The sequence below is a fragment of the Sneathiella limimaris genome, assembly GCF_012932565.1.
In the GTDB taxonomy this organism is placed as follows: domain Bacteria; phylum Pseudomonadota; class Alphaproteobacteria; order Sneathiellales; family Sneathiellaceae; genus Sneathiella; species Sneathiella limimaris.
The window spans coordinates 162998-188116 of the sequence record NZ_JABBYJ010000001.1 but is presented as its reverse complement, the minus strand read 5'-3'; the positions used below and the strand labels follow the sequence as shown (position 1 = coordinate 188116).

Below are 25119 nucleotides of genomic sequence, written 5' to 3'. Positions count from 1 at the left end.
GCTGATTACCGATTATTGTCGAGATGGATTTTAAGTCGATCCAGGAGCTGAAAAAGAGTGTTTTTTTCATTTTCGCTCCAACCTTTAAAGACATCACCTGAGCCAGAGATCAGTTTTTCCCGGGCAATCTGATGCGCTTTTATGCCCGCTGCTGTTAGCAATAGAATTTTTGAACGGCCATCTCTTGGGTTTTTATGCTCTTCTAAAAAACCTTTCCTCACCAACTTGGATATCGTTTTTGTGATCCCTGGTTGGGGTTGTTGCATGGCGGTCGCAACCTGCATGACAGTCTTACCCTCTTCGGGGCGATGGCTGAAATGATTGAGAAGCGCAAATTGGGGCGGCGGTACATCTGTGCCATTGAGCAACTGACGGGCTTTTGTTCCCGTCAGCTGGTCAATAATGCCTATCCAGTTAATAATCCGGAATTCAATGGGAATGTCTGGTTTGTGGTTCTTTGTCATGCCCTAACTATATCTTGCAGAGGTCGGCGAGGGGAAGGACTTGGTTTGGACTGATATCCAATTCTGAAAAACATTTGAATTGTTTCAGGAGCCCTCACACCCAGATGGGAATAAAAATCGGATTGTAGAGTCTGCATTTCGGGGTATTCCTGCAAAATTTGGCTAACAGGATGCATAGCAACACCTATTGATGTGGCGAGTAGGTTAAGCCGGACATAATTGCGACCTGCAATGATTTGATCTTCTCGACTGTTTGTTGGGCTAGATAGGATTCCCATGCTGTAAGTCTTATTCACCCAGCCAAGGGCATAATCTATCCCGCCCTGATAGGCTAGTGTGCCGGGTGTCATGGCTTTTTCTTTGGACATTAAGTCGAAACGAGAAAGCCACCAAAACATTGGGCCATTTAGGTCAATTCCATCTCGGTATTTAACGATTGCGTCAGCCCCAATTCGGGTTCTATCAACACTTTCCTTTAAGGTTCGAGGTGTCTCAATTTCCAGCAGCATGGCTTGTTTTGCAAAGGTACGCAGTTCTTCCACCTCATCCTTGTCGTGATAGATTTGAACTGAGTGATCACCTGACAAAGGTAACTTCAGAAGTTCGGCTTTGTGATCTTCCGATAAAGCTAACTCTCTATATCCTTCTTTGTTGGAGCGCCTGTGCAAAATGGCAGAAAAGAGAGGGTCTGCTGCTATATTCTCATTCTTGACGAGCTCAATTCGGGCAATAGGTACCGTTGAGATGTCGAGTTCCATCTCATCGGGAGTGCCTTCTGGGAAAAGGTGCACATTGGCTTGATATCCCCTCGCTGATGCAGCGATACTCAAAAGTTCTAAGAAGGTCCCCTGACCAATCATGACCTGACGTGAAAAAGGATCTGTGTCAGGTAGTAATCGATCTTTGTCCGCAAAAAGTATTATTTGATCCTCAACCCTCAAATCGGCGATCCACGCCTGCATATTATGTGGATTGGGTGCCAGAAGGGCGTATGAAAGTAACCACTCCCTATCTGTTATTGAATTAACGGGACCATTCCAGCCTTGAATTGCTTCAGTGGGCATTTGATCGCATTGACTTAGGCCACCTGCTGTAGCTGCTAAAACGAGGCCGGTTCCCCCAATTGTTCTCAGAAAGTTACGTCTATTCATCGCATTTTCCTCCATAAATATTCTTTGGAATGTATATATATTCCAAAGAATGTAAATATGGTTTTGTGTAGCGAATATCACTGGATGGTGAGTTTAAAACCCGATAGGCTATGGATCCTTCCGGCAGGTGGATCGATGAACCAGATCAATTATTCAAGCAAAAATGCCTCGTTAAGGCTGACAGGTTACTATGCCTCTTTTTTTGCAGTGTATGGTATTGCCATACCTATCTGGCCGAGGTGGTTGGAAGGGCAGATTTCTCTGGAATATGTGGGGATTGTTTTAGGTGTAGCCTATTGGTTGAAAGTTGCGGTGGTCCCCATAGCGTCTTCTGTAGCTGACCTGGTCGGTGATCGGCGGCGGGTCTTAATCTCATTATCCTCAATGGTTTTGATAGGGCTCGCTATTCTCCCGTTTGTTGAGGGTTGGGTGCTTTATGCTGTTGTTTGGGGGCTAGCTGGTGCTGCCTTGTCGACAGGTGTGCCTTTGTCAGATGGGGTGACCATACGACTTGGACAGTTGATCGGAGTGGAATTTGGAAAGGTAAGGCGCTGGGGGTCGGTTAGTTTTATTGTCAGTTCACTTGGGGTGGGAGCATTAGCTGATAAATTCGGATTAGACGCTATTTACGCCATGATGATATTTGCATCGGTTCTTCTTCTTATTGCCTCTTTTTGGGTGCCGAAAGTCTACACAGCACCTGACTCCAAAAAAGTTCCCCTCTTGAGGCCGCTGAAACTTCCAAACTTTCCGTTGTTTTTGATCACAGTTGGCCTTCTTCTCGCGTCGCATGCTTCGCTCTATGGATTTAGCGCGATTTACTGGAAATCACTGGGCTATTCCAACACAGTGATCACGCTTCTGTGGATCGTTGGTGTGTTGGCGGAAATTGCTATGTTTAGTGTTTCTGATCGTTTGATCGGACGCTTTGGTGCCATGCCCATGATTATTGTCGCGGCAGCGGGCGGCGTAATCCGGTGGACACTTCTGGCTACAGTGACAGCCTTGCCGCTACTTGTACTCGCACAACTTTTTCACGCCTTAACTTTTGCACTTCTTTACATGTCTATTGTTGGTTATGTAGCCAAACGGGTTCCGCCTGCTATTTCAGCGTCTGCACAAGGCTTACAGGATAGCCTTTCAATGGGGATCTTCTTCGGATTGCTTACGATGTTGGCGGGGTCTCTCTATGAATTTAACCCTGCAAGTTGCTTTTTGTTGATGGCGGTCTGTTCTGGCTTGGGGGTAGTTCTTGGCGCTATCCTTCTCATTAGAGTCAGGCGCTATGAGCAACAGCAGGAAGGTTCCTAAGAGAATTTGTTTGTGTTGAATCCTTTTCGGGTTCCGTTACTGACAAACCGGACAGTGTTTCCTTCAAAAATGCCAGCCGTAATTTTACCCTTTAATTTATAGCTTCCGGTATCAAGGGCTACTCGATGGGCATGGATTTCAGGCTTAAAAGACGGTGTGATACTGTGTCCATGGACAACCAGAAAGTCCTTGTTTTTTCCTTCCCAGTAAAGAAAAGGATCTCTAATCCATCTAAGATCCTGTTGCTTTTGTTTGCCTGGGGCTTTGTCCATACGAATGCCGGCATGAGCGAAAACCAGCGGCCCAACCCGATAGATATTTTGCAATGAATGGACAAATTTTGAATGTTTCTTGGGGAAATGCTCTCTGAAGATATTCAATCGTTCTTCAGCGCCTAAATCTTCAGGGACTTCAATTTTTAAAAATTTGAGGTAGCTGTTCACGGTTTGCAAACCGCCGTTTCGCCACCAAAGATCATGACGAGTTCCTTCAACATCCAGACCTTCTATCATGAGCTCTTCATGATTGCCCTGAAGAAAGACTTCTGTGTGGGCAGCTGTTTTGGCGGCCTTGGCTCTTTTTCGCAAATAATCGATTATTTTCGCAGAGTGCGGTCCCCGATCGACATAATCCCCCAGGAAAACAATGGTTTCATGGTCAATGGGGTTTTTCTTGCGATAAAGGTCGACCTCCTTCATGAGCTTACTCAGCCGTTTGTGCTGACCATGAATATCGCCGATCGCGATAACGCGAGTGTTATCCGGCAGTTTTACACGCAGCTTTTTTTTTGGAAACAGGCCAAACATATCAGTCTTGTGTCTGGTTTTTAATTGGCTGTCAATCTTCATGAGATTTGGTGACGCGGTTGGAGGCAGGCTGATAAGTGAAAACTGTTGCTGTCGAACATCATTGTAAGTTTATACGCCGTAACATAGATAAAAGCTCTATTGCAGAGCCAAGGTGAATGATAAGTCTCTGTTCAGGTTTGGCGGGTAATATGACCTGTCAGGAGAGTAAATGTGAAAGATTCAATGCCGCAATCAACCGAGGCCCAAGTCACCAAGAACCGGAGCAGTTCTATGGCTCTTTATGGGCGGCTATTGAAAAATTACGTTCTGAAATACAAGTATCGTCTGGCCGCTGCAATTGTCTGCATGATAGTCGGGGCGATTACCACGACAGCGACAGCTTTTCTAATGAAGCCGATCGTGGATGAAGTGTTTTTTGAGAAAAATCCAGAAATCGTTGTTTATACCACTATTGCAGTTGTCGTGATATTCAGTCTGCGCGGGATTGCAACTTTTGGTCAGGCTTACTTTATGCACTGGGTTGGCAACCGGGTGATTGCTGACCTTCAAAGGAAGATGTTTGACAAGCTGATTGGGGCGGATCTGGCTTGGTTTCATGATAATTCCACGGGTAATCTGATTTCACGTTTTGTCTATGACACAAACCTACTTCGTACAGGTTCAACCCAGGCTTTGGTCGCATTTACAAAGGATAGCTTGACCGCGATTTTCTTGATTGGATCCTTGTTCTATTACGACTGGAGAATGGCTCTCATCATTTTCATAGCTCTCCCTCCAGGAGCTCTCGCAATTCGGCAGATAGGAAAGCTGGCGCGAAAAGCTTCACATCGGGTACTCGAGCAAACAGGTTCTTTCAGCACTTTTCTGGAGGAGGCCTTTCAAGGTATCAGGGTTATTAAGGCTTATAACCGCGAAGATAAAACCCGAGAAAAGGGTGAGAAAGAGATCGAGCGTCGTTTCTTTCATCAATTTAAAGCGATGCGCATTCAGGCTACCAGCAATCCTATAGTTGAAACCTTGTCGGGTTTGATGATTGCCATCGTAATCTTCTATGGTGCTAGTAGCGTGACCAGTGGCGACACGACACCTGGCACTTTCTTTGCGTTTATCACTGCTGTCATGCTTGCTTATCAGCCGATAAAGAGTATCGCAAAGATTGCGCCGCAAATTCAAAACTCTCTGGCGGCAGCACAAAGAATTTTTGATCTGTTGGATCTAGTAGACCATGTTGTTGATAAGCCAAGTGCGACAGAGCTCGAGCTTCATAAAGGCGAAGTTGAGTTTAAGTCTGTTGCTTTTTCCTATTCAGAGCACACACCAGTATTGAAAGATATTTCTCTGCTGGTGGGAGCCGGGCAACGAGTGGCTCTTGTGGGCCCTTCCGGAGGAGGAAAGTCGACAATTCTAAACCTGATGCCACGTTTCTATGACGTAAGCTCAGGTTCTATTCTGGTAGATGGCCAGGATGTCAGAGATGTGACGTTAAACTCCCTGCGGGAGAAGTTCTCCCTCGTTAGTCAGGATATCTTTCTATTTGACGACACAATTCGCGCCAATATTGCGTACGGGCGCGAGGGCGCAACTGAGGATGAAATTGTTGAGGCTGCAAAAGCCGCAGCAGTGCATGATTTTATCAGTAGCTTGCCCCAGGGATATGAGACCCGCGTTGGATCTGACGGTGTCAGGTTATCTGGGGGCCAAAAACAACGGATAGCGATTGCCAGGGCAATGCTGAAGGATGCCCCAATTCTCTTGCTGGATGAGGCAACCTCAGCGCTGGATGCTGAAGCGGAAAGAAAAGTTCAGATTGCCCTTTCTCATCTAATGAAAGGCCGGACTTCTGTGGTGATTGCCCATCGCCTGAGCACGATTCTGGATGCCGATATCATCTATGTAATTGTACAGGGACAGGTCGTTGAAAGTGGAAGCCATTCTGAGCTGCTTTCAAAGCAGGGCGTTTATGCGGATCTCTACAACAACCAGTTTAATGGAGACTCTAAGGTCACCCCTCTCTCCGACGCGAAAAAGCGCTAATCTGAGATTTTGAACGCTAAACTATTGTCAGGAAAATTCAGTGAAAACATTTAGGGTCTGGTTAGTTCGACATGCGCCTGTCAGTGCAAACTTTCTGTATGGTCAGATGGATGTTCTCGCAGATCATTCTGATCAGAAGACGTATGATTGGATTTCCAGTCAATTGCCCAATTCGTTTGCGCTGGTCTCCAGTGATCTCACTCGCTGTGTAGAGACGGCCAACCATATCATTGCACACTCTAACCAGTCGATACAGCTAACAAAAGAGACGCAATATCGTGAGCAGAATTTCGGCGAGTGGCAAGGCTTGACCTATGAGGAAATTCGGACCGATAGACATGAAGAGTCTCTTTCTTTCTGGGAAAACCCTGTTGAAAATCAACCTCCCGGCGGCGAAAGTTTCCGCGACGTTTGCGAACGCGTTACCCGCCGATTTCAATCCCAGTTGGAAAGCTTGGTTCAGGATGACTTGGTTATTGTCTCGCATGCAGGGCCCATTCGGGCGATTGTTGCAAATGCACTCGAACTGGAGCCAGTTAAGGCACAGCTTATTGATATAGAGCCTTTGTCTGTTTCAAGGTTGACGGTCTATCAGGCTGACGAAACGATCAGTTGGAAAATCGATTGGATAAATAGGGTAAGAGCTCGTTAGTCTTTACCACTAACACCAGCTTCTGCAAAACTGGCCATGTGTCCGTGGGTCGCAAAAGCTCCCTTCAAAATGCCCAGAGACAGTGCTGCGCCAGAGCCCTCTCCCAACCTCATGCCGAGTTCAAGGAGTGGCTCATGACCCAGTTTATCGAGAAGAATTTTGTGCCCAGGTTCAGCGGAGCAATGACCTGCAACACAGTGGTCCAGGGCATTTTCCCGAATAGCATGTAAGACAGCTGCGGCTGCACAGACTACAAAGCCATCCAGTAACACAGGTATGCCTTCCTGTCTTGCGCGTAAGATGGCTCCAGCCATTGCAGCGAATTCGCGTCCACCTAAACATCGAAGGACTTCCAGTGGGTCTTTTATGATATCCTTATGGCGAGATAGTCCTTGGTCAATGATGGCGGCCTTGTGCGTAACGCCAGGTTTATCCAACCCGGTTCCAGGGCCAGCCCAGTCATTCCCGGACATCTCATAAAGCGCCGCGCATATTGCAGCAGCAACTGTCGTATTTCCAATACCCATCTCACCGATCACGAGACAGTCGGCTGTTTCATCGACTGCAGCCCAGCCCAAGTTTAAGAGCTTGAGGCATTCTTCTTTATCCATCGCCGCTGCTTCAGTGAAATCTTCAGTCGGTGTATCCAGATCTAGTGGATGAACCGCAAAGCTAGCTCCATAAAGCTTGGCAAGCTGATTGATAGCAGCTCCGCCATTTTTGAAGTTCGCTACCATTTGAGAGGTCACCTCAGATGGGAAGGCAGAAACTCCTTTTTTGCAAACCCCGTGATTGCCGGCAAATATAATTACTTGAGGGTTGTCTGCCGTTGGAATGTGCTGCTTTTGCCAACTGGCCGCCCAGATTGCTAGCTCCTCTAGTCGTCCCAGGGATCCTGCCGGTTTTGTTAAAGTATCATTTCGCTCCCTGGCTTTTCGAGAATGCTCCTCTGAAGCTTCTGGCAAATTTTCAAGAAAAGATCGCAGGTCTTGAAATGAACTGAATGACATGATGACTCCGACCAAAGGGTGTTAGAAGGCCTCGCATTGTAGACGGATCTTTTGGGATCGCAACAACGGCTTTTTGTATAAATAATATGGTTAGACCTTGCATCATTTCAGTGAGGTAGTATTTATTTGGAATGGGCGTTCTAAATAAACTCAGGATTAATTAATATGCAAACTGGAAAACTTCAGGCGGGGAGTTCGTTCCCAGAAATTTCTGTTCCATTGGTAACTGGCGGTCGTGCAGAATTGCATGAAACGACCGGTGAGGATCGTTGGAAATTAGTTGTCGTCTATCGTGGGCTTCATTGCCCTATCTGTGCGAGATATCTGGAAACCTTGGAAGGGTTAATTGAAGAATTGAGTGAGTTGCAGACTGATGTAATTGCGGTTTCGGGAGATGGATTGGAGAAAGTCAAACAACAAGTGGAACGCGGAAGTCTGACTTTTCCAGTGGGATATGATTTATCCATAAACGATATGAAAAAGCTGGGTCTGTATATCTCTAACCCCAGATCGGAAAAAGAAACTGATCGCCCATTCCCGGAGCCTGGCTTGTTTGTTATTCGTCCGGATAAAACGGTTCAAATTCTTGATATTTCAAACGCGCCATTTTCTCGCCCAGATTTGAAGGCAATTGTAAACGGGTTGAGATTTGTACAGGGAAATGATTATCCAATTCGGGGAACGTTAGAATAGGGGGGGTGCCTAGCGACATGATTTGTGATATAATTGTTACGTTATGTTACGTTCCCTCGTCTTTATCTGGGCTTTTATCGTGAAACAATTTTGTGTTGTGTATATTAAACTAACGATAAAGTTTTAATACAAGGGTACATCGAATCAGGTGTCGATTATATCCTGTTGAGTTAATTGGGAACCGAATATTATAGATCGTATTTTGTTACAATTGTTGGGGTCATAACCACAAAACTGAGACATATTGTGGTGCCGCATCGATCAAAAAGGTTTTAAGCCAAGAGCTTAGATGAGTGTTGGATATTGATGACTAATCAATTTCTGGTTTTGTAAGATGCTTGTCGTAAAATTTTTTTTGATTTTAATGTGGAAAATTGTAACTCAAGGTGAAAATATTTGTGTGTGTAGATGTGTCGTTGGGTGTTTGGGGACTTGTGATAATGCAAGAAGAAAGTACCGTGCAGTCGGGTGTCGATGTTCGTGCTAATGTAGACTGTAAGGTTAAGTGGTTCAATACTGCCAAGGGGTTTGGGTTTGTTGAACCGCTTGATGGAACAGGTGATGCATTTGTGCATGTGTCGGTTTTACAAGCAAATGGTTTACAGGGTTTACCAGAAGGTGCGCCGATCGTATGTGACCTAACCGCTGGCGTGCGGGGTCAGCAGGTGCTGAAAATCGTAGATTTAGGACCCGCGCCTGTGCTGGATATGCGGGATGCTGACTCTGAGCTGATCGAGGGTACAGTTAAGTTCTTTAACACTGAGAAGGGTTTTGGTTTCGTAACGCCTGATGATGCGAGCCGGGATATCTTTGTTCACATGAAAGCACTAGAGAAATCCGGGCTAGGTATCTTGGAAACGGCTCAAAGGGTTAGGCTGAATGTGAAGTCTGGCGAAAAAGGGCCCCTGGCTGAGGGTGTTGAATTAATCTAGATTTTCGAGTCAAGGTTTCAAGTTGACCCTGCCTCCATCTGGGAGTGCGGGGTTTTGTATGTTTACGCCTATTTCAATTGATTATTCTTGATAATTTGCTGCTTTCAATGCACCCTAGCGTCTCGGGAAAACCTGAAAAAATAAACAAGAACAGATCAGGAGTAAAAGAATGCCAGGCATTTTGGAAGGTGTACGGGTGCTGGATTTTGGTCGCTATATTGCTGGACCATATTGCACAACGATTTTGGCGAACCTTGGTGCGGAAGTCATTCGCATCGAAAAACTGGATGGTAGTGAAGATCGTTACACGACCCCTGTGACCGATAAGGGGGAGGGGGCGATGCTGATGCAAATGGCCAATAGTAAGAAGGGCCTAACCTTAAACCCAATGAAACCGGAAGCCAAAGAGGTAATTCGGCGTTTGGTAAAATCTGCAGATGTTGTAGTCGCTAACTTGCCAATTGAGTCACTACAGGCCATGGGATTGGACTACGAAAGTCTCAAGGAAATCAAAGAAGATATTATTTTGACTCACCAATCCGCTTTTGGGGACACTGGGCCCTATAAGAATAGGGTGGGTTTTGACGGTATTGGACAGGCGATGTCAGGGTCAATGCATATGTCTGGCGATGCAGAGACTGGCCCGCGCAAACTAAATAGTCCTTGGGTGGATTTCACAACCGCTATGGTTGGCTGTATTGGTACGCTTTCCGCGATTATGCATCATCGCGCAACCGGTGAAGGTCAATTGGTGATGGGTTCCCTGTTCGGGTCCTCAGTTCTAATTTCCATAGCTGCGTTAATTGAGCAAGACATGCTGAATTTGGATCGACAGGGTATCGGGAATAGAGGGTACAACGGTGGTCCGTCAGATACTTATAAAACGAAAGACGGATGGGTTTTGGTGCAGAGTATTGGAAATCCATTGTTCAAAAGATGGTGTGATCTGATTGGTGAGCATCATTGGCTGGAAGATCCGCGCTTTGCAACCGATCAAGATAGAGGCGACAATGGCCATATTATTTCTGAACGTATGGCTGAATGGTGTGCTGAGCGTACGACGGAAGAAGCGATCAAAGCGATGGAAGCCGTGAGATTGCCCTGCGGTCCCGTGTTGTCCCCTCAGGAGGTTCTGGACGATCCGCATCTAGCTGCAATGGGTCTATTGGAGTCAGTAGAATATCCGGGTCTCGAAAAGGCTGCCCGTATTTCAAACTTTCCTTTGAAGATGTCAAAAACTGAGGTCTCTATCAAGCATCGAGCTCCTACACTGGGTGAGCATACCGATGAAATTATGTCGTCTCTTGGGTTTTCAGACGCGGAAATTCAGGAGCTACACGAGAAGCGAGTTATTTGATAGCCACATCAAGCAGTGACCTTCTGCCCTAGTTTTGTCCAGTGATCCAAAAAGCGCCATGCCCAGTTGTTCATTTCTGCATCATGGCGCTGTCGGTCCGCTAGCTGCTCTTTAGCGGATTGGGCGCCAGGCTCACTGAGCATGTGTGCTGCTTTTCGAAGCCATTTACGGTTCATCGCTTCAGTAACTTCTGGGTGGAATTGAATTCCATACGCTTGTCTTCCAAACCGAAAGGCCTGATTGGGAAAGTAATTGCCTGATGCCAGTAAATCGCAATCTTTGGGTAGGTCAAAGCCCTCTTTATGCCACTGATACGCATGCAGATGTTTATCAAAATAGGGGCTACCCGCTTCTGTTGGCTCAATGGTGTAATATCCAATTTCCATTAAGCCTTCAGGATGCCTTCTAACTTCTGATCCCAGAACGCGAGCAAGTATTTGTGCGCCGAGGCAAATTCCGAGGAACGGAACCTCAGATTTCAAAAGTTTCTCGACATACTTGGTTTCATCGCGAATGAACTCTTCATGGTCGTCGTTAGCACTCATGGGGCCGCCAAATATGACAGCACCATGATGTTCCGTAGGATCATCTGGAAGGTCATGTCCTATCGCCGGAATACGCATATCCAGCTCATAGCCTAGTGTGCGGAGCATTTCACCAACCCGGCCAGGGTCAGATCGCTCTTGATGCATAATTAAAAGGATTTTTTCGCGACTCATACTGAATACATATTTTTGTAGGCAACCTATTCCAGATAGAAATCTTACATGGCGCTAATGCCGCCGTCCAGTACCAGCTCTGTGCCGGTCATGAATCTAGACTCGTCAGACGCTAGGTACAGAATACCATAGGCTATGTCGTCAGGTTCACCGATTTGGCCCAGTGGGACCTGCCGTGCCAGTTTTGCTTCCCCGTCTGCAGTGCCAAACCGCGCGAACATTTTGTCCAAAATAGGTGTACGCACAAAAGTTGGATGAACCGAGTTACACCTGATCCCATTTTTCTTACGGGCACAATGTAGGGCGACTGATTTGCTCAAGTGACGAACAGCTGCTTTGGCAGAATTGTAGGAGGCTAGATTGTGGCCAGCAATAATACCTGCGATGGAAGAGATATTGACGATTGAGCCAAGGCCTTCTGTTTCTTCCATATAGCGGATTGCATATTTACAGCCTAGAAACACGGAGTCGAGGTCCACAGCATGGACCTTTTTCCATGTTGCGAAATCAGTGCTTTCCACATCGGAGCCGTCGCCGATACCTGCATTATTTACCAATATGTTTAAGCCACCAAAGGTGTTTTTGGTTTCTTCAAGAACTTCCTGCCATCTCGTTTCGTCTGTGACATCATGTTGCAACGCGATGGCAGCTCCAGTTTCAATCATAGAGGCCGTTTCCTTGGCTGTTTCAAGGTTGATATCTGTGACTACTACTTTAGCGCCTTCTTTTGCGAGCATGATTGCGGTCGCTCTTCCAAGTCCGCTCCCTGCGCCGGTGACAAGGGCAATTTTCCCCGAAACTCTCCCCATCTTTAGACCTCTTTCCTTATTATTGACATCTATTGTGTCTTTTGAGTTTATGTTTTTAGAATTTCTTACCGTGTTAGTCTTATGATTGTTTGAAACAAGTCAATAACTCTGTTGGATTGGCGTCTTCATTTATTGGGAAAAAAATAGGTTTACGTGCGGACAATGACAGTGAATTCCTCGCAGCAGTATGAGTTGCCTAAGTGGCTTTGGGTATGGGTAGTATTGCTTCCATTAACCGCACAACTGATCGTTCGCGGTTTTTGGCCCGACTTTGCCCGAGATTATTTCAGTGGTGAGGGTGGAATTGTTGAAAACGTAACTGTTGTTATTCTGATTCCAACAATTCTGCTTGCGATTTACTTGGTTTTGAACCGTGCGAGCCTACCAGTTCGCTGGATGACTTACTGGTACGCACTGCTTGGCCTAGCCTGTTTGTACTTTGCCGGTGAAGAAGCAAGCTGGGGGCAGCATTGGTTTGGGTGGGAAACACCCGAATTTATGGGAGAGCTGAACGATCAAGGTGAGACAAACTTGCATAATATGTCGTCTTGGTTAGATCAGAAGCCCCGGTTAATTGTGGAGCTGTCAGCCTTAATTGGCGGTGTGATATTGCCCATATGGCGGGCTCGAAAAGGCATTCAATTTGTGAAAGGAAGTTGGCAGGATCTTTTTTGGCCAACATGGATTTGCCTTCCAGTGAGTGTTATTGTTGGTTTTATTAAAATTCCAGATCGTGTGTTTGGTTCAACTAACATTCCCTATCCTTTTAATTTGAATGTTAGTGAAACACAGGAGCTTTATGTCGCTCTGGCGTTTTTTATCTATCTGCTGTCAGTCACTGTTCGAGTGAAACGTCTTGCCAATTGACCAATGACTAGAGTCGCTTTACTCGTTTGATAATCCATGTTTAGCTATGGACACTTTCGCTGAGTAAAGTTATATCAAGGGCCGCACGGGCACATTTACCAGAGAAATTTTTTGAATTTTCTGGGGTTTGAAGTCGAAAGAGGCTGATAATGAGTTGGACTGAAGAACGTATTGAAAAGCTGAAAAGTCTGTGGGGCTCTGGTAAGACCGCCGCAGAAATTGCTGAAGAACTGGGCGGGGTAACCCGAAATGCAGTTATTGGCAAGGCAAACCGGCTGGGCTTGTCCAACAAATCGTCTACAACGGCTGCGCCAAAGGCGAAGAAGAAAGCAGTGCCAGCTCATCGCGCTTGTCAATGGCCAATAGGTCATCCGGGAGAACCTGATTTCCATTTTTGTGGGGATGAGTCTGTTCCGAGCAAACCCTATTGTTTGAAACACTGCAACATGGCTTACCAGTCACGGGATAATAACTAGGTTATTCCTTTTTAGTGATAATGCCGCGCTGATCAGTGTCGTTCACATACTCATAATTCAAGTAAGCATTAAGAAGTTTTTCTTGGGCTTCCGTTTGGCCATTGGATGCCCTGCTGTATTCATATGCAACTCTTTGAGCACGTGTTGCTCTGCCTTGCGAGTCTTTTTCTAAGACTAGAGCACCATGATAGGTAAACTCAGAGACTTTAGTGCCTTTGGTGCGGGTCCAACCGATCAGTCTTCCTTTCGCATCATAACGATACTCGTCTTTCCAGTTCCTCTTGGAAAAAATTTGCGGGTCGACATAAGTCTTGCCCGTTGGGCGATGGTCAAGGCTTAGAAGCCGGCCCTGTGCATTATATTCGCGGTTTTCATTTCTTGGGTACAGAAGTGTGAGAAATGATGGTGCAGAGACATTGTTTTTTGTCGTAGCAAAAACAGCTATCTCTACTCTACTCGATGTCACTTCTGGGTCGTGTGACAGTTTGAACGGTTTTTGCCACTTGGATCTGATTTCCACTTTATTGCCCGACGCGGTCAGAGGTTTGATGGAGACTTTTTTGGGATCTCCCTGAAGCAAGACCCATTTATATGTAATGTCTTCTGCTATGCCAGGAGTAACAGACCTGACCTCAAGGGACATTGTCTTCTCATAGGCTGTACCTCGAACGATGCGCGCAATAGTTGATGGTGAATTGAAAAGTTGTTCAGGGAGTGCCCGCGTAAAGTCATCGATCCCTGGTTTTAATTTGCTTTCTTCAATTACCCGCATCTGCACGGGAGCAGGAAAAGTGGATGCATCAAAGTCATTTGCGATCTTGATCATCTTGAGAAGATCTATGTCGGATTTTTCGTAAACAACTTTATGTGCCTTTGACGTGAAATAGTCCGCATCAGACTGAACGGACTTTAAACCTTTACGAAAAACAGTCTGAACGGCAGAGGCCAATCGGTTCGTTTTGATCAGTTCGTCCTTATCATCCGGCTTAAAAGCGGCCAGAATGGTTGCAACAGCCCTCAAAAACGGTCGGTCAGAACCTGATTTACCCTTAGAAATGATTAGATAAGGCGTATTGGTAGGCAGGTAATCCTGTTTTCCTTCTTGGTAGTCATAATCTCGGACTGAAGGGAAAACATAAATATGGTTATTGAGATACTGTAGGAACAGATGCTGTGGTCCGTTGGGAATTGTATAGGAAAGGCGCGCCTGACTTCTCCAGAAGGGACCACCAGTAATGGCGGTTGAAGAGTTGCCAATAGTAGGGCTGTTAAACAAGATTTTGGTATTCAAGCCATAATCCAGCTGTTGAGCCTTCGCTTTTTCCGAATATGCTGAAAAAGTTAGTTGTGGATATTGTTTCTTATGCAGTGATGAGTGCCGATGATCGCGATTGTCATAAATGTCTCCTGTATTCCCTGCAGCTAATCCTCGTTGAAAGAGGGAGTTAAGCTGACTGGCTATCGGATCCTTTATGTTTTGAACAGTGCTGTTTGCCGCCCGGCGGTCATTGAACTTGAAATAAGACCTCAGGGTTAGAAGCTTCCCGTCCCAATGGGTATTATCGGTGGAAATGAGTGCAGTATCACCTCGTACCGGAAATACTTTTATTTCGGTTTCGCTCGATGTTTGGCCAGTGGCTGATTTTTGAATGAGCCCTTCTGCTAAAGATTGAAAATCTGGACGATCCCTTAAAGGTTTAAGGTTGTTATCTTTATAGAGGAGTTGGTGGTTCGTAAAACCAGCCTCAACAGCTTTATTCAGGGAAGTTATAGCCTGATCAGGCTTATTCTGCGCAGTATAGAGTGTCGCAAGTATGTAATGAGCCTCAACATACCAGGGGTACTTCTTCGCGATGCCTTCCAGAGTATTTTGAGCGAGTCCGATGTTCCGAACTTTGAGGGCTGCAATAGCCCTTTGCATGTGGCTGGAGACTTCGGGCATTTCAAAGAGATTTTGCCTCGCCTCATTGGCCGACAAGGGGGAGGTAATTGCTGCAATATGAACAAAAATGCAAACGGCAATTAATACTCTGGTGAGGATTAGAATGACGAGCCTCATTAATCTGTTTAAATGGAACTGCTTGAGTCTAGAAGACGCTGAGTTTCAAGTCCAGTTTGTTACCGAGCCATAAGGCGTTTTCCGTGTGATCCTCAAGATCATTTCCTGTTTCAGGGTGTACTAGAATATCCAATCCTTGTCGGTTAATCATAAGCCAAGGAACAATCTTGTTAAATTCCTGTGGTAAGAATGCGACTTGGTACATGGAAGCTTTGTGAGGACCAACTTCTTTATCGTGCCAGCGCCCCAGCTTCACGGCAAACTTCTGAGCAATTTGGTCTCTCAGCCATGTTGCTTTGTCTTTGGATTCCTTGTGATAATAAACATGCGCGTGGTAGCCTTTAATGACAGATATAGGTCTGTTCATGGATTTTTACTCCAAAATATGCGCGCCCTGAGTATCTGTATTATTCAGGTTCACGATTGTTGTGTCTAACTGTTTGTTCAGTCCGCTTAGGATCAGATTTGATTCGACGGGGCAAGAAACCCGAAAGCGGGCCACCTGATTACATAAAATAGTATTATTCAACCTTTTAGATAAGTTTGAAATCCGCAAGTCGGCTTATGCGTGAGATGTTTCTGAAATTATCGGAAAATTTGAACCTTCTTTTGACTAAATTAAAACAATGGTTATGGTTTTAATAATTAGTTGTGGGAGTATTGTATTGATCAATTTTTGATGAACGGGAAATTAGATAAATGGCAAAAATATTTTCAGTCGGGGCGTCAGTTTTAGGGGGGCTGTTTATGCTCCTCATAATGTCTATTCCGGCGCGTGCTGCGATTACAAATGTGTACGGCGGCTCCATTGAATATGGCGACGGTGCGCCATCAGTCCAAACAGGACAGATCATCGGCAACCCGCTTAATGTCTTGGATGATGGAACGAAAAATGATCGTCAGCAGGGGTTTAATGAGGCTCAAGGTGTTTTGCTGACAGAAGACCTGTTGGTTGATGGCGGGGTGATCGCAAAAGGGATGCGGGTTGATAGTCACATGATCTTCCTAAACAGTAGAGGCTTAGAAAAAATATATCATTACGGTGTGCAATGGGAGTTCAGCGGTACCATTCTAGGTGTCATGTCAGATATTGATGGCGATTTAGAAGCGGCTTCGTCCGAATTACTAGGTGCCGAGGATACCACATACGATAATGGCAACACTAATCAATCTGCGCCCTTTCGCAAAAGAGGTATGGAAGCAGATTATGATGGATACAATATCCTAGGACTAGGCAATGTGCTTGAGGTGGATATGTTCGTAACAGAACCGGGTGATTGGATCCGTGTTGTAACTGTGAGTGCTGTTCCTCTGCCTGCGGCTCTGCCCCTCTATGGAGCTGGCATTGCTGTGCTCAGTTTCCTGGGATGGCGTAAACGTAGAGGTTCTGCCTGATATCAAATAATACGTTCAATCGAGGGTGGCCATTGGCCGCCCTTTTTTGATTCTTGCAAAGTCTGTTCAATACCGGCAAGCTTTCAGAAGCCTAGAAAAGGAAAAGGAAGAAAAATGGCTTATGAACAAATACTATATGAAAAATCTGGAAATATTCTAACGATTACGCTGAACCGTCCTGATCGAATGAATGCATTTACGCAGGTTATGCGTGACGAACTGATTGACGCGTTCGATGCTGCGGATGCGGATGATGAGGTTCGGGCAATTATCGTCACTGGAGCGGGAAAAGCCTTTTGTGCAGGAGCTGATTTAGGGGAGGGTAAAAATACTTTCAACTATGAAGCGCGTGGCCTGAAGACAGAAGGTGTCGTGCATCGGGATGGCGGGGGCCAAGTAACGCTTCGAATGTTTCAGTCCAAAAAACCAATTATCGGGGCGATTAATGGGGCTGCGGTTGGTATCGGAATTACGATGACACTGCCGATGGATGTTAGACTTGTGTCTGATCAGGCGAAAATTGGTTTTGTTTTCTCAAAACGGGGAATTGTTCCAGAAGCTTGTAGTAGTTGGTTTTTGCCGCGTCTTGTTGGTATTTCACAAGCAACGGAGTGGGTGTATTCAGGTCGGGTTTTCTCTCCTGAAGAAGCCAAAGAAGGAGGACTTGTCAAAGAGGTGTGCGCCGCTGATGAGTTGTTGGCGCGCGCGCAGGAATTAGCGCAATCATTTGCGGATCAAACGTCTGCTGTTTCAGTTGCGTTGAGCCGACAAATGCTTTGGCGAATGTTAGGGGCGTCTCACCCAATGGAAGCTCATAAGGTTGATAGCCGCGGAATATTTTATATGGGGCAAAGTCCTGACGTTGCTGAGGGTGTTCAATCCTTCTTAGAAAAAAGACCCGCCGAGTTCACGATGCGCCCGTCACAAGACATGCCTCCTTATTATCCGTGGTGGGAAGAACCAAAGTTTGAATAGAATAGCTAAGGGGGCGATGAGCCCCCTTTTTGTTGTCCGATTACATATGTGAAGTGCCTAAACATTTGTTGGACAAGTTGCTCAGCTGCCCTACTTAATTCTTAATTCTGTAAGATATTGTAACAGGTTTGTTTCGGGGAAAGTTCTCGTAAAGTTTTAAAAAATCTTATCAACTAGATTAGCAACAGTTAAGTCTAATTTTCATGCAATTTGCAATATATTGAGAATCAGAAATTACTTTTTCAAAGTAATGGTGAAACAACTTTTTATATTTTTATAGAAATATTTTTTTTAAATATCTAAATTTTTTAAAAATATGTTGTGAAAGTATGACCAATATTTATTTTTACGGTAAATAGTATTTTATTTCTGATTTTATGTTTTGGAAAGATGTATTTTCATAAAATTTTCTATTACAATTTAACTTTATAGTAATTCAAATTTACTGATTTTAATCTTTGTTGGTAACGATTTAAAAAGAATTTTCTCCTAAATTTTTCTCACGATATCGGCGAACAGTGAGTCGTCTTTCATAAGTTCATCATGTACTCAGGAGTAATCCAAAAATGAGCAGTCTAACTACTCAGCAAGAACTCGATCTTCTTAACGCCGCAGCAGCTGACTTTGGATCAGGTGTTGTTAATCTAGGTCGAGACGCCTCAATGTTTGGCATGGACAGCTTCACCCTGAGTGTGACGTTTGACTTGAATAGTCTGGATGGTGGAGAACAACGACTGCTATGGAACCATATGCAGTATGGAATAGTTGTGAAAGACGATACTATATCCGTCGCGTTGCGGGGAACTGATGGCAAACTAAATTATTACTCTGTTCCATCAGCTCTAACAGAAGCTGGTTGGCACGATATTCAAGTTACTTATGACGCTGTTACTAGCGAATTCAATGTATTTCTAGATGGCCATAATATTTACTCGGAAATAACATCCGATGTTGAACTTTCTGATCCGACTTACTGGGATGTAACCGCTGGTGGAACTGTTTGGGGTGGCGGGCTGGATGGTCTGATCGCTGATGTTTCCTTTCATGACGAAGTGTTAGATGTCGATGCTTCATCCTCGACCTATGACCGAATGTATGCATTGGATGATGGAAACTTGTCACCTAAGTTTGATTCAAATGATAATACTAACCAAGATAATGAAGCAGCAACGTATCTAGAATTTTCTGAAAGTGATGCGCTGAACTCCATTTCGGAGAGTTTTGGCTCCGGAGTTGTTTCGCTCGGTCGCGATGCAAATTACTTTAATCTTGAAAACTTTACTTTGAGTATAACGTTTGAACTAAATGATTTGGAAACTAGTAATCAAAGAATTCTATGGAACCATACTCAGTATGGAATTATTGTTGATGGAGACGATTTATCAATCGCATTGCGGCAACAGAATGGCAAACTGAAGTACTTCTCAGTAAGAGATGCAGTAGATGAAGCCGGATGGCATGATGTACAGGTCACCTATTCAGCGGCCACTGGTGATTTGGGAGTTTGGCTTGACGGCAATTTGTTGAGATCATTCAACGATAATTCTATTGAAATATCCGATGCTAAGTATTGGGATTTACTTGCCGGAGGTACTCCCTGGGGAGGGGATCTAAACGGTCAAGTCGCTGACGTTTCTGTTCATAGTGAGGTGCTCGAAGTCGATGGTACCTTGACTGTGTATGACCGTATGTATGAGCTTGATGATGGAACATTGCCAGAAAATGTTAAATTGAATCTTCCTGCAGAGAATACTGCGTCCATTATTTCCGGAGAAGATGCTGCTTCGGTCGTTGAGGATCTGGTGCACGTTGCATCGGGCAAGCTAACGTCAAGCGATATAGATTTTGGTGAAAGTGGGTTCGTGTCAGGTACGGTAGTGGGGGTTTATGGAGCACTCACAATTGATGCGGATGGTAATTGGATCTACAAAATACAAGATGCTCATAAAATACAGTCTCTGGGCCCGGAAGATGTTGTCGTAGAGAAGCTTGTTGTTACCACACCGGATGGTACTACGCATACAGTTTCAATCTCAATCGAAGGTACCAATGATGACGCTGTGATTACGGGTGTCGATACCGGGTTTGTGGCAGAGGAGGGGCCTTTACAAGCATCTGGAAAGCTTGACGTGGACGATGTTGATTTTGGTGACAGTGCTTTTTTTCCGACTGTTGTGCAAGGCACATATGGAGTGTTGAGCATTGACGCTGCGGGGAATTGGGCTTATAACGCATCAGGAAACTCGGTTATTCAAGAACTGGGTGACGGTGATAAAGCCATTGATACACTAGTCGTAATGTCTGTTGATGGCACTAAGCATCAAGTAACCATCACAGTTTTGGGCGCAGATAACAAAGCTTTGGTAAGTGGAGTTGATACGGGCCTCATCGTAGAGGATGGCTTAGTTTTAACTTCTGGCGTTTTGGATGTGGAAGATGCAGATGTTGGGGAGAGTGGATTTGTTGCAGAAACTGTCCAGGGCGACTTCGGCTCCATTTCAATAAATACAAATGGAGACTGGACTTACCATGCAACCAATGATGTCGCACTTCAAAGTTTGCGCGAAGGCGAGACTGTCCACGATACAATAGTTGTCACCACTTTGGGGGGGACGCCTCACAATATTACGATTACACTTGTAGGTACTCAAGATGTTCCGAGAATTGCAGGTGTTGACAGTGGTAGCATCATTGAAGACGTTGACATGATAGCTTCTGGTCAGTTGATTATTGATGACGCGGACTTCAAAGAGAGTGGTTTTACGGCCGGTGTCGTAACAGGTGTTTATGGCTCTTTGGTTTTAGAGGCTGATGGGCGCTGGGCATATCAACCTAAGGCTGATTCGACTGTTCAGGGATTGCGCGGCGGTGAAACCGTCGTAGATACAATCATTGTATATTCAGTTGACGGAACTCCTCATAATATTTCCATTTCTTTAATTGGAACAGATGATGCGCCTAAGATCTCAGGTGTAGATGTTGGGTTTATAGAGGAAGATGGAGACTTGATCGCTTCGGGACGTTTGCTCGCAGAAGATGCAGATGATGGTGAAAGTGGCTTTTTAGAGCAATCTATAACTGGCGATTTTGGAGTGTTGAATATTGATGGGGAAGGTAACTGGAGATATCAGGCGTTTGATAACTCTTCCCTCCAATCTCTTAATGATGGGGACCAGGTTGTCGACACAATATTTGTTCAAACTATTGGTGGACAAACACATACCATTTCTGTGTCGATTTCTGGTAAGGACGAACTAGTTTCTAATAGTGATGGTACACAAGTGGAGCTGCTTGAGGAAGCGGCTGCTGCTTTTGGTGGGGGTGTCAAAAATCTCGGTAAATCGGCTGACTTGTTTGGTATGTCGAGTTTTACCCTCAGCGCTACTTTTGAATTGAATAGTCTTGCGGGCGGTAAACAGTCTGTGATCTGGAACCACATGCAATACGGTGTGAACATCGTAGATGATGACCTCCAAGTAGCTCTTCGGGCTTCAGATGGTGGAATCACATTCTATAAATTTGAAAACGTTTTTGATGAAACTGGTTGGCATGATTTCCAAGTAGTATTTGATCATTCTGAAAGTAGTCTAACTGTGTTGGTTGATGGTGCCGTTGCAGGTGAAGTGAACCAAGCTGATGTGCTTCTTACAGAACCAAGTTATTGGGATGTCACCCTTGGAGGAAATCCTTGGGGTGGGGAACTTGATGGTCAACTTGCTGATGTTTCTATTTTGGATGCTGCGATTATTCCTTCGGGTGAAGGAATTTATAGCAGAATGTATGAAATGGATGAACATGATTCAGCGGTGACAATTAGTATTCCTCAACAAGATGTTGACCCTATAGTCATTCCACCAGCTCAAGAGACAGATGGGGCCACTAGTGGTTCTCAAGAAGATACCAACGTTGAAGGTGTTATTATAGTAAGTTCTGTTGAAGAACTAAATAACTTGCTTAAAGGTGATTTGTCAGGAGTTGTTTTGAAGCTTATGCCTGGCGATTATGTTGGGGTAAAGATTCAAGATTTGATTTCCACGGACGGTGTGCAGATAGAATCTTTCGATCCGAACAATATGGCTCGCTTGTCAGACGTATTTGTTAATCGATCTGAAAATATTAGTTTCTCAAATATTAATTTCCAGACAAATGGAGCGCAAGAGCTGGTAAATAATTGGGGAAGCCATACTATTGGTATCCAAAATTCTTCAAACATCAGTATTTCAGACAGTATTGTTTGCGGTGAACCTGGTATGCGTGATTTGGGCGTGTTTGGTTTGTGGGCAGATAAATCTGACGGATTATTGATTGAAAATACGGAGTTCACTGAGTCAACGCGAGCTGCAGTATTCGATAGTTGCACAGACCTCGATTTGTTCAATAATTATGTTCACAACATTAGGACAGATGGCTTTGATTTTGTTGCTTCAAAAGACATAGAAATTGCCGGAAACACTTTTACTGATTTTCATGCAGATGTTGAGGCTGGAGATCATGCTGATTTTCTTCAATTTTGGACTTCAGAAGGTAAGCCAGGTGTACAGGATGTGAAGATTTATAATAACTTCATGTATCAAGGTGAAGGTGACAGTAACCAAGCAATTTTTATACGAGACATAGGTGCTGCTCGGCATAGTAATTTTGATATTCAAAACAATGTTATTTATCAGTCAGGGTATCATGGAATTACAGCTCTGGGTGTGACGGGGATTAATATTAGTAATAACACGGTACTTACTACTGTTGGGCCCTATCCAGATACTTGGATTTACGTGATGAACTCACCAGGAGCTACGGTTACCAATAACGTAGCGAGTAAATTCTTGTTGGAAGATTCTGATACCAATAGCTTTGGAAACTATGAAGCGCCACAGGCTAGTGAGTTAGGTGAAAATTATGAATATCTATTTGGAGAGCAACTAGGGGCTGACGCTGATCTACTTGAAGCTTTTAGGCTTGCTGATAGTTTTGGAGCCGGTGCCGACGTTGAGGCAATTCTCGCATTCTGGGAGAGAAGTGAAGTAACGATATTTGATGACAATATTGTTGGTTCTGAAGCGGGGGAAATTCTGGTTGGTTTTGCAGGAAACGACACCATATATGGTGGCGGTGGAGATGATACTATTGAAGGTGGTGTTGGTGCAGATGTTTTGTCTGGCGGTGACGGAGCTGATATATTTGTCTTTTCGTCGTTGAGCGATAGTGCTGTAGATGGCCAGGGTAGTGATCAAATTGCTGATTTCTCTTCAGGTGATAGAATTGATATCTCCGCTTTAGTCGGCGATGGATTCCAGTTTATTGGAAGTGAAGATTTCTTTCTCAAGAATTATAGCTCTGCAGAGCAGGTTCTGGAGCTTGAAGAGGCAGCCGGTAAATTTGGGGCGGGAGTTACTAATTTAGGAAGGGGAAGTGAATTGTTTCCGGTTGGAGATGCTACTATCAGTGTGACTTTTGATTTGGAAACTCTTACTGGCGGAAAACAGACCCTGCTTTGGAACCACACACAATATGGAATCAGTGTAGTGGATGATGGATTAGAGGTTTCATTGCGAGATAGCGAAGGGTACCTCAGAAAAATATTAGTTGAAAATGTTTTTGATTCAGCTGGATGGCAGGATATTCAAGTTGTAATTAATGAGTCTTCGAGTTCTGTTGCTTTTTGGGCTAACGGGACGCAAGTATATGAAAATAATGCCGCCGATGTTTCTCTCGGTGAGGCATCTTCTTGGGATGTTTATGCTGGTGGAACTGGTTGGGGATCTCAATTGCATGGAAAAATTGCAGATGTGACAGTGATAAATGAAGTGGTCGACCTCAACGTTGAAGGCAGCATTTATGAGAGAACGGTCTCATTAGATTATTTTGATGAATACTTGGAGATGGACCTTTCAACAGGAATAACTCAGGTTAGATTTGACGTTGATACGCAAACTTTGCTTGCTGATATCAATGGTGATCAGCTCGCTGATATGGAAGTTAAGCTTGTTGGCGTCGATCCTGAAGATCTAAATTCTGATTCATTTATAATTTAGTCCAAAATTCGGCAATTGAATTTTCATTTTATCTTAAACTATATCGTGTCATTTTGTTTAAAATGACACGTACGGCGTATGGTGTGAAATATGAAAATTCTTATAGCGGGTGCTGCGCCCGACACTAGTAATTTGGGCGTGAATGCTTTGCTATTTTCAACGCTTTCTGCTTTAGGAGAGAGAATGCCTTCTGCAGAATTTTTTGTTGCCGATAGTGGGACTGGTATAAGGACATCTGTGTACAGATTGGGCTCCGCGGGTAGAGTACATGTCACCCATGTTGGGTTGCGTTCCGGGCTAAGAATCTTTCATTCAGGTAATTTTCATCTTCTGGAAATTCTGTTGAAGCTTCCGAATATTATTCAAAATAGAAACGAAATATTTCGCTTAATTAAATCGGTAGATGTCGTACTTGATATTTCAGGAGGGGATAGTTTTAGTGATATTTATGGTCAAAAAAGGTTTTATGAAATATCTGTTATTAAGTCCATCGCGCTTAAATTAAAAAAGAAATTGATTTTGCTGCCTCAAACTTTCGGGCCTTATCAACAAGAAAAGAACAGAGATGTTGCAGAACAAATTGTTAAAAATGCCTCAATGTGTTTCGCACGAGATAAACATAGTTTTGATAACCTTGTAGATTTACTCGGCCCGGTGTTTGATAGCAGTTTGCATAAAGAAGGGGTGGATGTGGCGTTTGCATTGCCTGCAAGAGAGCCAGGCGGATTGGAGAAAATTAAAGAAGAAATATGTGAAGGGTCTGCTTCAGGTATTCCAAAAATAGGTATAAATATCAGTGGTTTAGTTTATCAAGATCCACAAGGTGCTACAAAGAAATTTGGGTTCAAGGCTCGTTACAATGAAGTTTTGAAAAATTTTGTAGAATGGGTCTTGAAAGAAACAAACGCACACGTATTCTTAGTTTCTCATGTCTTAGCCCCTGAAGGGCATTATGAATCTGATTGGGGGGCTGCCCGCCAGTTTCTTAAAGACAACAATTTAACTGAATGCTCTAGGATAACAGTATTTCCAAATAATATTACTTGTGAAGAAGTAAAGTGGCTGATAGCTAAAATGAATTGGTTTTGTGGAATGAGAATGCATTCTACTATAGCTAGTTTGTCTATGGGTGTGCCCACTTGTTCAATTGCATACAGTGATAAAACAAAAGGTGTTTTTGCAACTTGTTCTCAGCAAGATTACGTGTTTGACCCTAGATATCAAAACGAAGTTGAGATTTTTGAGGCACTTAAGAGTGCATATTTGGATAGAGAGCAAATTCGCCAGCATCTTGAAAAAAGTATTGTTGAGGTAATAAATAAATCGCGAATGCAATTTGATGAAATTGTAACTGCCTTATCCAGATAAATAATAAAC

At 44.3% G+C, this 25119-nt stretch carries 20 protein-coding genes; 12 read left to right on the top strand and 8 right to left on the bottom strand.

Annotated elements, in window-relative coordinates:
- Nucleotides 1-5: 5 nt before the first annotated feature.
- Together HH301_RS00880 and HH301_RS00875 are read right to left on the bottom strand one after the other, a co-directional pair.
- Nucleotides 6-464, bottom strand: coding sequence for a MarR family winged helix-turn-helix transcriptional regulator (locus tag HH301_RS00880; protein ID WP_169566150.1), 459 nt, complete (start codon nucleotides 462-464; stop codon nucleotides 6-8).
- Nucleotides 461-1615 (bottom strand): Acg family FMN-binding oxidoreductase, encoded by a 1155-nt coding sequence (locus HH301_RS00875; protein ID WP_169566149.1) that lies wholly within the window; start codon nucleotides 1613-1615, stop codon nucleotides 461-463. The genes HH301_RS00880 and HH301_RS00875 overlap by 4 nt, the downstream gene beginning before the upstream one ends.
- Before the next feature lie 135 nt (nucleotides 1616-1750).
- Here HH301_RS00875 and HH301_RS00870 point away from each other — a divergent pair, with 135 nt between their 5' ends.
- Nucleotides 1751-2926: an MFS transporter gene (locus HH301_RS00870; protein ID WP_169566148.1), complete on the top strand. Its 1176-nt coding sequence runs from the start codon at nucleotides 1751-1753 to the stop codon at nucleotides 2924-2926.
- Here the strand turns inward: HH301_RS00870 and HH301_RS00865 are convergent.
- On the bottom strand, nucleotides 2923-3732 hold the full coding sequence (locus HH301_RS00865) for a metallophosphoesterase (RefSeq protein ID WP_169566147.1): 810 nt from the start codon (nucleotides 3730-3732) through the stop codon (nucleotides 2923-2925). The two genes, HH301_RS00870 and HH301_RS00865, sit on opposite strands and share 4 nt — an antisense overlap.
- A gap of 213 nt (nucleotides 3733-3945) precedes the next feature.
- On the opposite strand from HH301_RS00865, the gene HH301_RS00860 reads away from it, so the two are divergent.
- Together HH301_RS00860 and HH301_RS00855 are read left to right on the top strand one after the other, a co-directional pair.
- Entirely contained in the window at nucleotides 3946-5769 is a 1824-nt protein-coding gene (locus tag HH301_RS00860) for an ABC transporter transmembrane domain-containing protein (RefSeq protein WP_206378110.1), read from the top strand.
- A gap of 40 nt (nucleotides 5770-5809) precedes the next feature.
- A complete protein-coding gene (locus HH301_RS00855; protein ID WP_169566146.1) occupies nucleotides 5810-6421 on the top strand; it encodes a histidine phosphatase family protein in 612 nt (203 codons plus the stop codon).
- Here the strand turns inward: HH301_RS00855 and cobT are convergent.
- Nucleotides 6418-7431, bottom strand: a complete 1014-nt coding sequence (cobT, locus tag HH301_RS00850) for a nicotinate-nucleotide--dimethylbenzimidazole phosphoribosyltransferase (protein ID WP_169566145.1) — start codon at nucleotides 7429-7431, stop codon at nucleotides 6418-6420. The genes HH301_RS00855 and cobT overlap by 4 nt on opposite strands.
- Before the next feature lie 165 nt (nucleotides 7432-7596).
- On the opposite strand from cobT, the gene HH301_RS00845 reads away from it, so the two are divergent.
- From HH301_RS00845 to HH301_RS00835, 3 genes are all read left to right on the top strand, one after another.
- A complete protein-coding gene (locus tag HH301_RS00845) occupies nucleotides 7597-8124 on the top strand; it encodes a peroxiredoxin-like family protein (RefSeq protein WP_169566144.1) in 528 nt (175 codons plus the stop codon).
- A gap of 440 nt (nucleotides 8125-8564) precedes the next feature.
- Nucleotides 8565-9056 carry a cold-shock protein gene (locus HH301_RS17920; RefSeq protein ID WP_169566143.1) on the top strand — a complete coding sequence of 164 codons (492 nt, stop codon included), beginning with the start codon at nucleotides 8565-8567 and terminating at the stop codon, nucleotides 9054-9056.
- 169 nt (nucleotides 9057-9225) lie between these two features.
- On the top strand, nucleotides 9226-10413 hold the full coding sequence (locus HH301_RS00835; protein ID WP_169566142.1) for a CaiB/BaiF CoA transferase family protein: 1188 nt from the start codon (nucleotides 9226-9228) through the stop codon (nucleotides 10411-10413).
- An 8-nt stretch (nucleotides 10414-10421) separates the two neighbouring features.
- On the opposite strand, the gene HH301_RS00830 is transcribed toward HH301_RS00835, so the two are convergent.
- Nucleotides 10422-11132, bottom strand: a complete 711-nt coding sequence (locus HH301_RS00830; RefSeq protein ID WP_169566141.1) for a glutamine amidotransferase-related protein — start codon at nucleotides 11130-11132, stop codon at nucleotides 10422-10424.
- A gap of 44 nt (nucleotides 11133-11176) precedes the next feature.
- Entirely contained in the window at nucleotides 11177-11941 is a 765-nt protein-coding gene (locus HH301_RS00825; RefSeq protein WP_169566140.1) for an SDR family oxidoreductase, read from the bottom strand.
- Nucleotides 11942-12103: 162 nt separating this feature from the next.
- Between HH301_RS00825 and HH301_RS00820 the strand changes: the two genes are divergently transcribed.
- Entirely contained in the window at nucleotides 12104-12808 is a 705-nt protein-coding gene (locus HH301_RS00820) for a hypothetical protein (protein ID WP_169566139.1), read from the top strand.
- A 149-nt stretch (nucleotides 12809-12957) separates the two neighbouring features.
- A complete protein-coding gene (locus HH301_RS00815; protein ID WP_169566138.1) occupies nucleotides 12958-13284 on the top strand; it encodes a GcrA family cell cycle regulator in 327 nt (108 codons plus the stop codon).
- A 1-nt stretch (nucleotide 13285) separates the two neighbouring features.
- Here the strand turns inward: HH301_RS00815 and HH301_RS00810 are convergent, their stop codons facing one another.
- Together HH301_RS00810 and HH301_RS00805 are read right to left on the bottom strand one after the other, a co-directional pair.
- Nucleotides 13286-15343 (bottom strand): tetratricopeptide repeat protein, encoded by a 2058-nt coding sequence (locus tag HH301_RS00810; protein ID WP_169566137.1) that lies wholly within the window; start codon nucleotides 15341-15343, stop codon nucleotides 13286-13288.
- Nucleotides 15344-15371: 28 nt separating this feature from the next.
- On the bottom strand, nucleotides 15372-15710 hold the full coding sequence (locus HH301_RS00805) for a DOPA 4,5-dioxygenase family protein (protein WP_169566136.1): 339 nt from the start codon (nucleotides 15708-15710) through the stop codon (nucleotides 15372-15374).
- A gap of 332 nt (nucleotides 15711-16042) precedes the next feature.
- On the opposite strand from HH301_RS00805, the gene HH301_RS00800 reads away from it, so the two are divergent.
- The 4 genes from HH301_RS00800 (at nucleotide 16043) to HH301_RS00785 (ending at nucleotide 25110) form a co-directional block, all read left to right on the top strand.
- Complete coding sequence (locus HH301_RS00800; protein ID WP_169566135.1) at nucleotides 16043-16738, top strand: hypothetical protein; 696 nt, start codon at nucleotides 16043-16045, stop codon at nucleotides 16736-16738.
- Between the two features lie 114 nt (nucleotides 16739-16852).
- Nucleotides 16853-17713, top strand: a complete 861-nt coding sequence (locus tag HH301_RS00795; RefSeq protein WP_169566134.1) for a crotonase/enoyl-CoA hydratase family protein — start codon at nucleotides 16853-16855, stop codon at nucleotides 17711-17713.
- Nucleotides 17714-18279: 566 nt separating this feature from the next.
- Nucleotides 18280-23742 (top strand): VCBS domain-containing protein, encoded by a 5463-nt coding sequence (locus HH301_RS17710; protein WP_169566133.1) that lies wholly within the window; start codon nucleotides 18280-18282, stop codon nucleotides 23740-23742.
- Between the two features lie 90 nt (nucleotides 23743-23832).
- A complete protein-coding gene (locus HH301_RS00785; RefSeq protein WP_169566132.1) occupies nucleotides 23833-25110 on the top strand; it encodes a polysaccharide pyruvyl transferase family protein in 1278 nt (425 codons plus the stop codon).
- Nucleotides 25111-25119: the final 9 nt, after the last annotated feature.

Bases quoted from the DNA above. Each gene is read 5' to 3' on its own strand.
- HH301_RS00880 (WP_169566150.1), bottom strand. From the start codon at position 464: ATGACAAAGAACCACAAACCAGACATTCCCATTGAATTCCGGATTATT.
- HH301_RS00875 (WP_169566149.1), bottom strand. From the start codon at position 1,615: ATGAATAGACGTAACTTTCTGAGAACAATTGGGGGAACCGGCCTCGTT.
- HH301_RS00870 (WP_169566148.1), top strand. From the start codon at position 1,751: ATGAACCAGATCAATTATTCAAGCAAAAATGCCTCGTTAAGGCTGACA.
- HH301_RS00865 (WP_169566147.1), bottom strand. From the start codon at position 3,732: ATGTTTGGCCTGTTTCCAAAAAAAAAGCTGCGTGTAAAACTGCCGGAT.
- cobT (WP_169566145.1), bottom strand. From the start codon at position 7,431: ATGTCATTCAGTTCATTTCAAGACCTGCGATCTTTTCTTGAAAATTTG.
- HH301_RS00845 (WP_169566144.1), top strand. From the start codon at position 7,597: ATGCAAACTGGAAAACTTCAGGCGGGGAGTTCGTTCCCAGAAATTTCT.
- HH301_RS17920 (WP_169566143.1), top strand. From the start codon at position 8,565: ATGCAAGAAGAAAGTACCGTGCAGTCGGGTGTCGATGTTCGTGCTAAT.
- HH301_RS00835 (WP_169566142.1), top strand. From the start codon at position 9,226: ATGCCAGGCATTTTGGAAGGTGTACGGGTGCTGGATTTTGGTCGCTAT.
- HH301_RS00830 (WP_169566141.1), bottom strand. From the start codon at position 11,132: ATGAGTCGCGAAAAAATCCTTTTAATTATGCATCAAGAGCGATCTGAC.
- HH301_RS00825 (WP_169566140.1), bottom strand. From the start codon at position 11,941: ATGGGGAGAGTTTCGGGGAAAATTGCCCTTGTCACCGGCGCAGGGAGC.
- HH301_RS00820 (WP_169566139.1), top strand. From the start codon at position 12,104: ATGACAGTGAATTCCTCGCAGCAGTATGAGTTGCCTAAGTGGCTTTGG.
- HH301_RS00815 (WP_169566138.1), top strand. From the start codon at position 12,958: ATGAGTTGGACTGAAGAACGTATTGAAAAGCTGAAAAGTCTGTGGGGC.
- HH301_RS00810 (WP_169566137.1), bottom strand. From the start codon at position 15,343: ATGAGGCTCGTCATTCTAATCCTCACCAGAGTATTAATTGCCGTTTGC.
- HH301_RS00805 (WP_169566136.1), bottom strand. From the start codon at position 15,710: ATGAACAGACCTATATCTGTCATTAAAGGCTACCACGCGCATGTTTAT.
- HH301_RS00800 (WP_169566135.1), top strand. From the start codon at position 16,043: ATGGCAAAAATATTTTCAGTCGGGGCGTCAGTTTTAGGGGGGCTGTTT.
- HH301_RS00795 (WP_169566134.1), top strand. From the start codon at position 16,853: ATGGCTTATGAACAAATACTATATGAAAAATCTGGAAATATTCTAACG.
- HH301_RS17710 (WP_169566133.1), top strand. From the start codon at position 18,280: ATGAGCAGTCTAACTACTCAGCAAGAACTCGATCTTCTTAACGCCGCA.
- HH301_RS00785 (WP_169566132.1), top strand. From the start codon at position 23,833: ATGAAAATTCTTATAGCGGGTGCTGCGCCCGACACTAGTAATTTGGGC.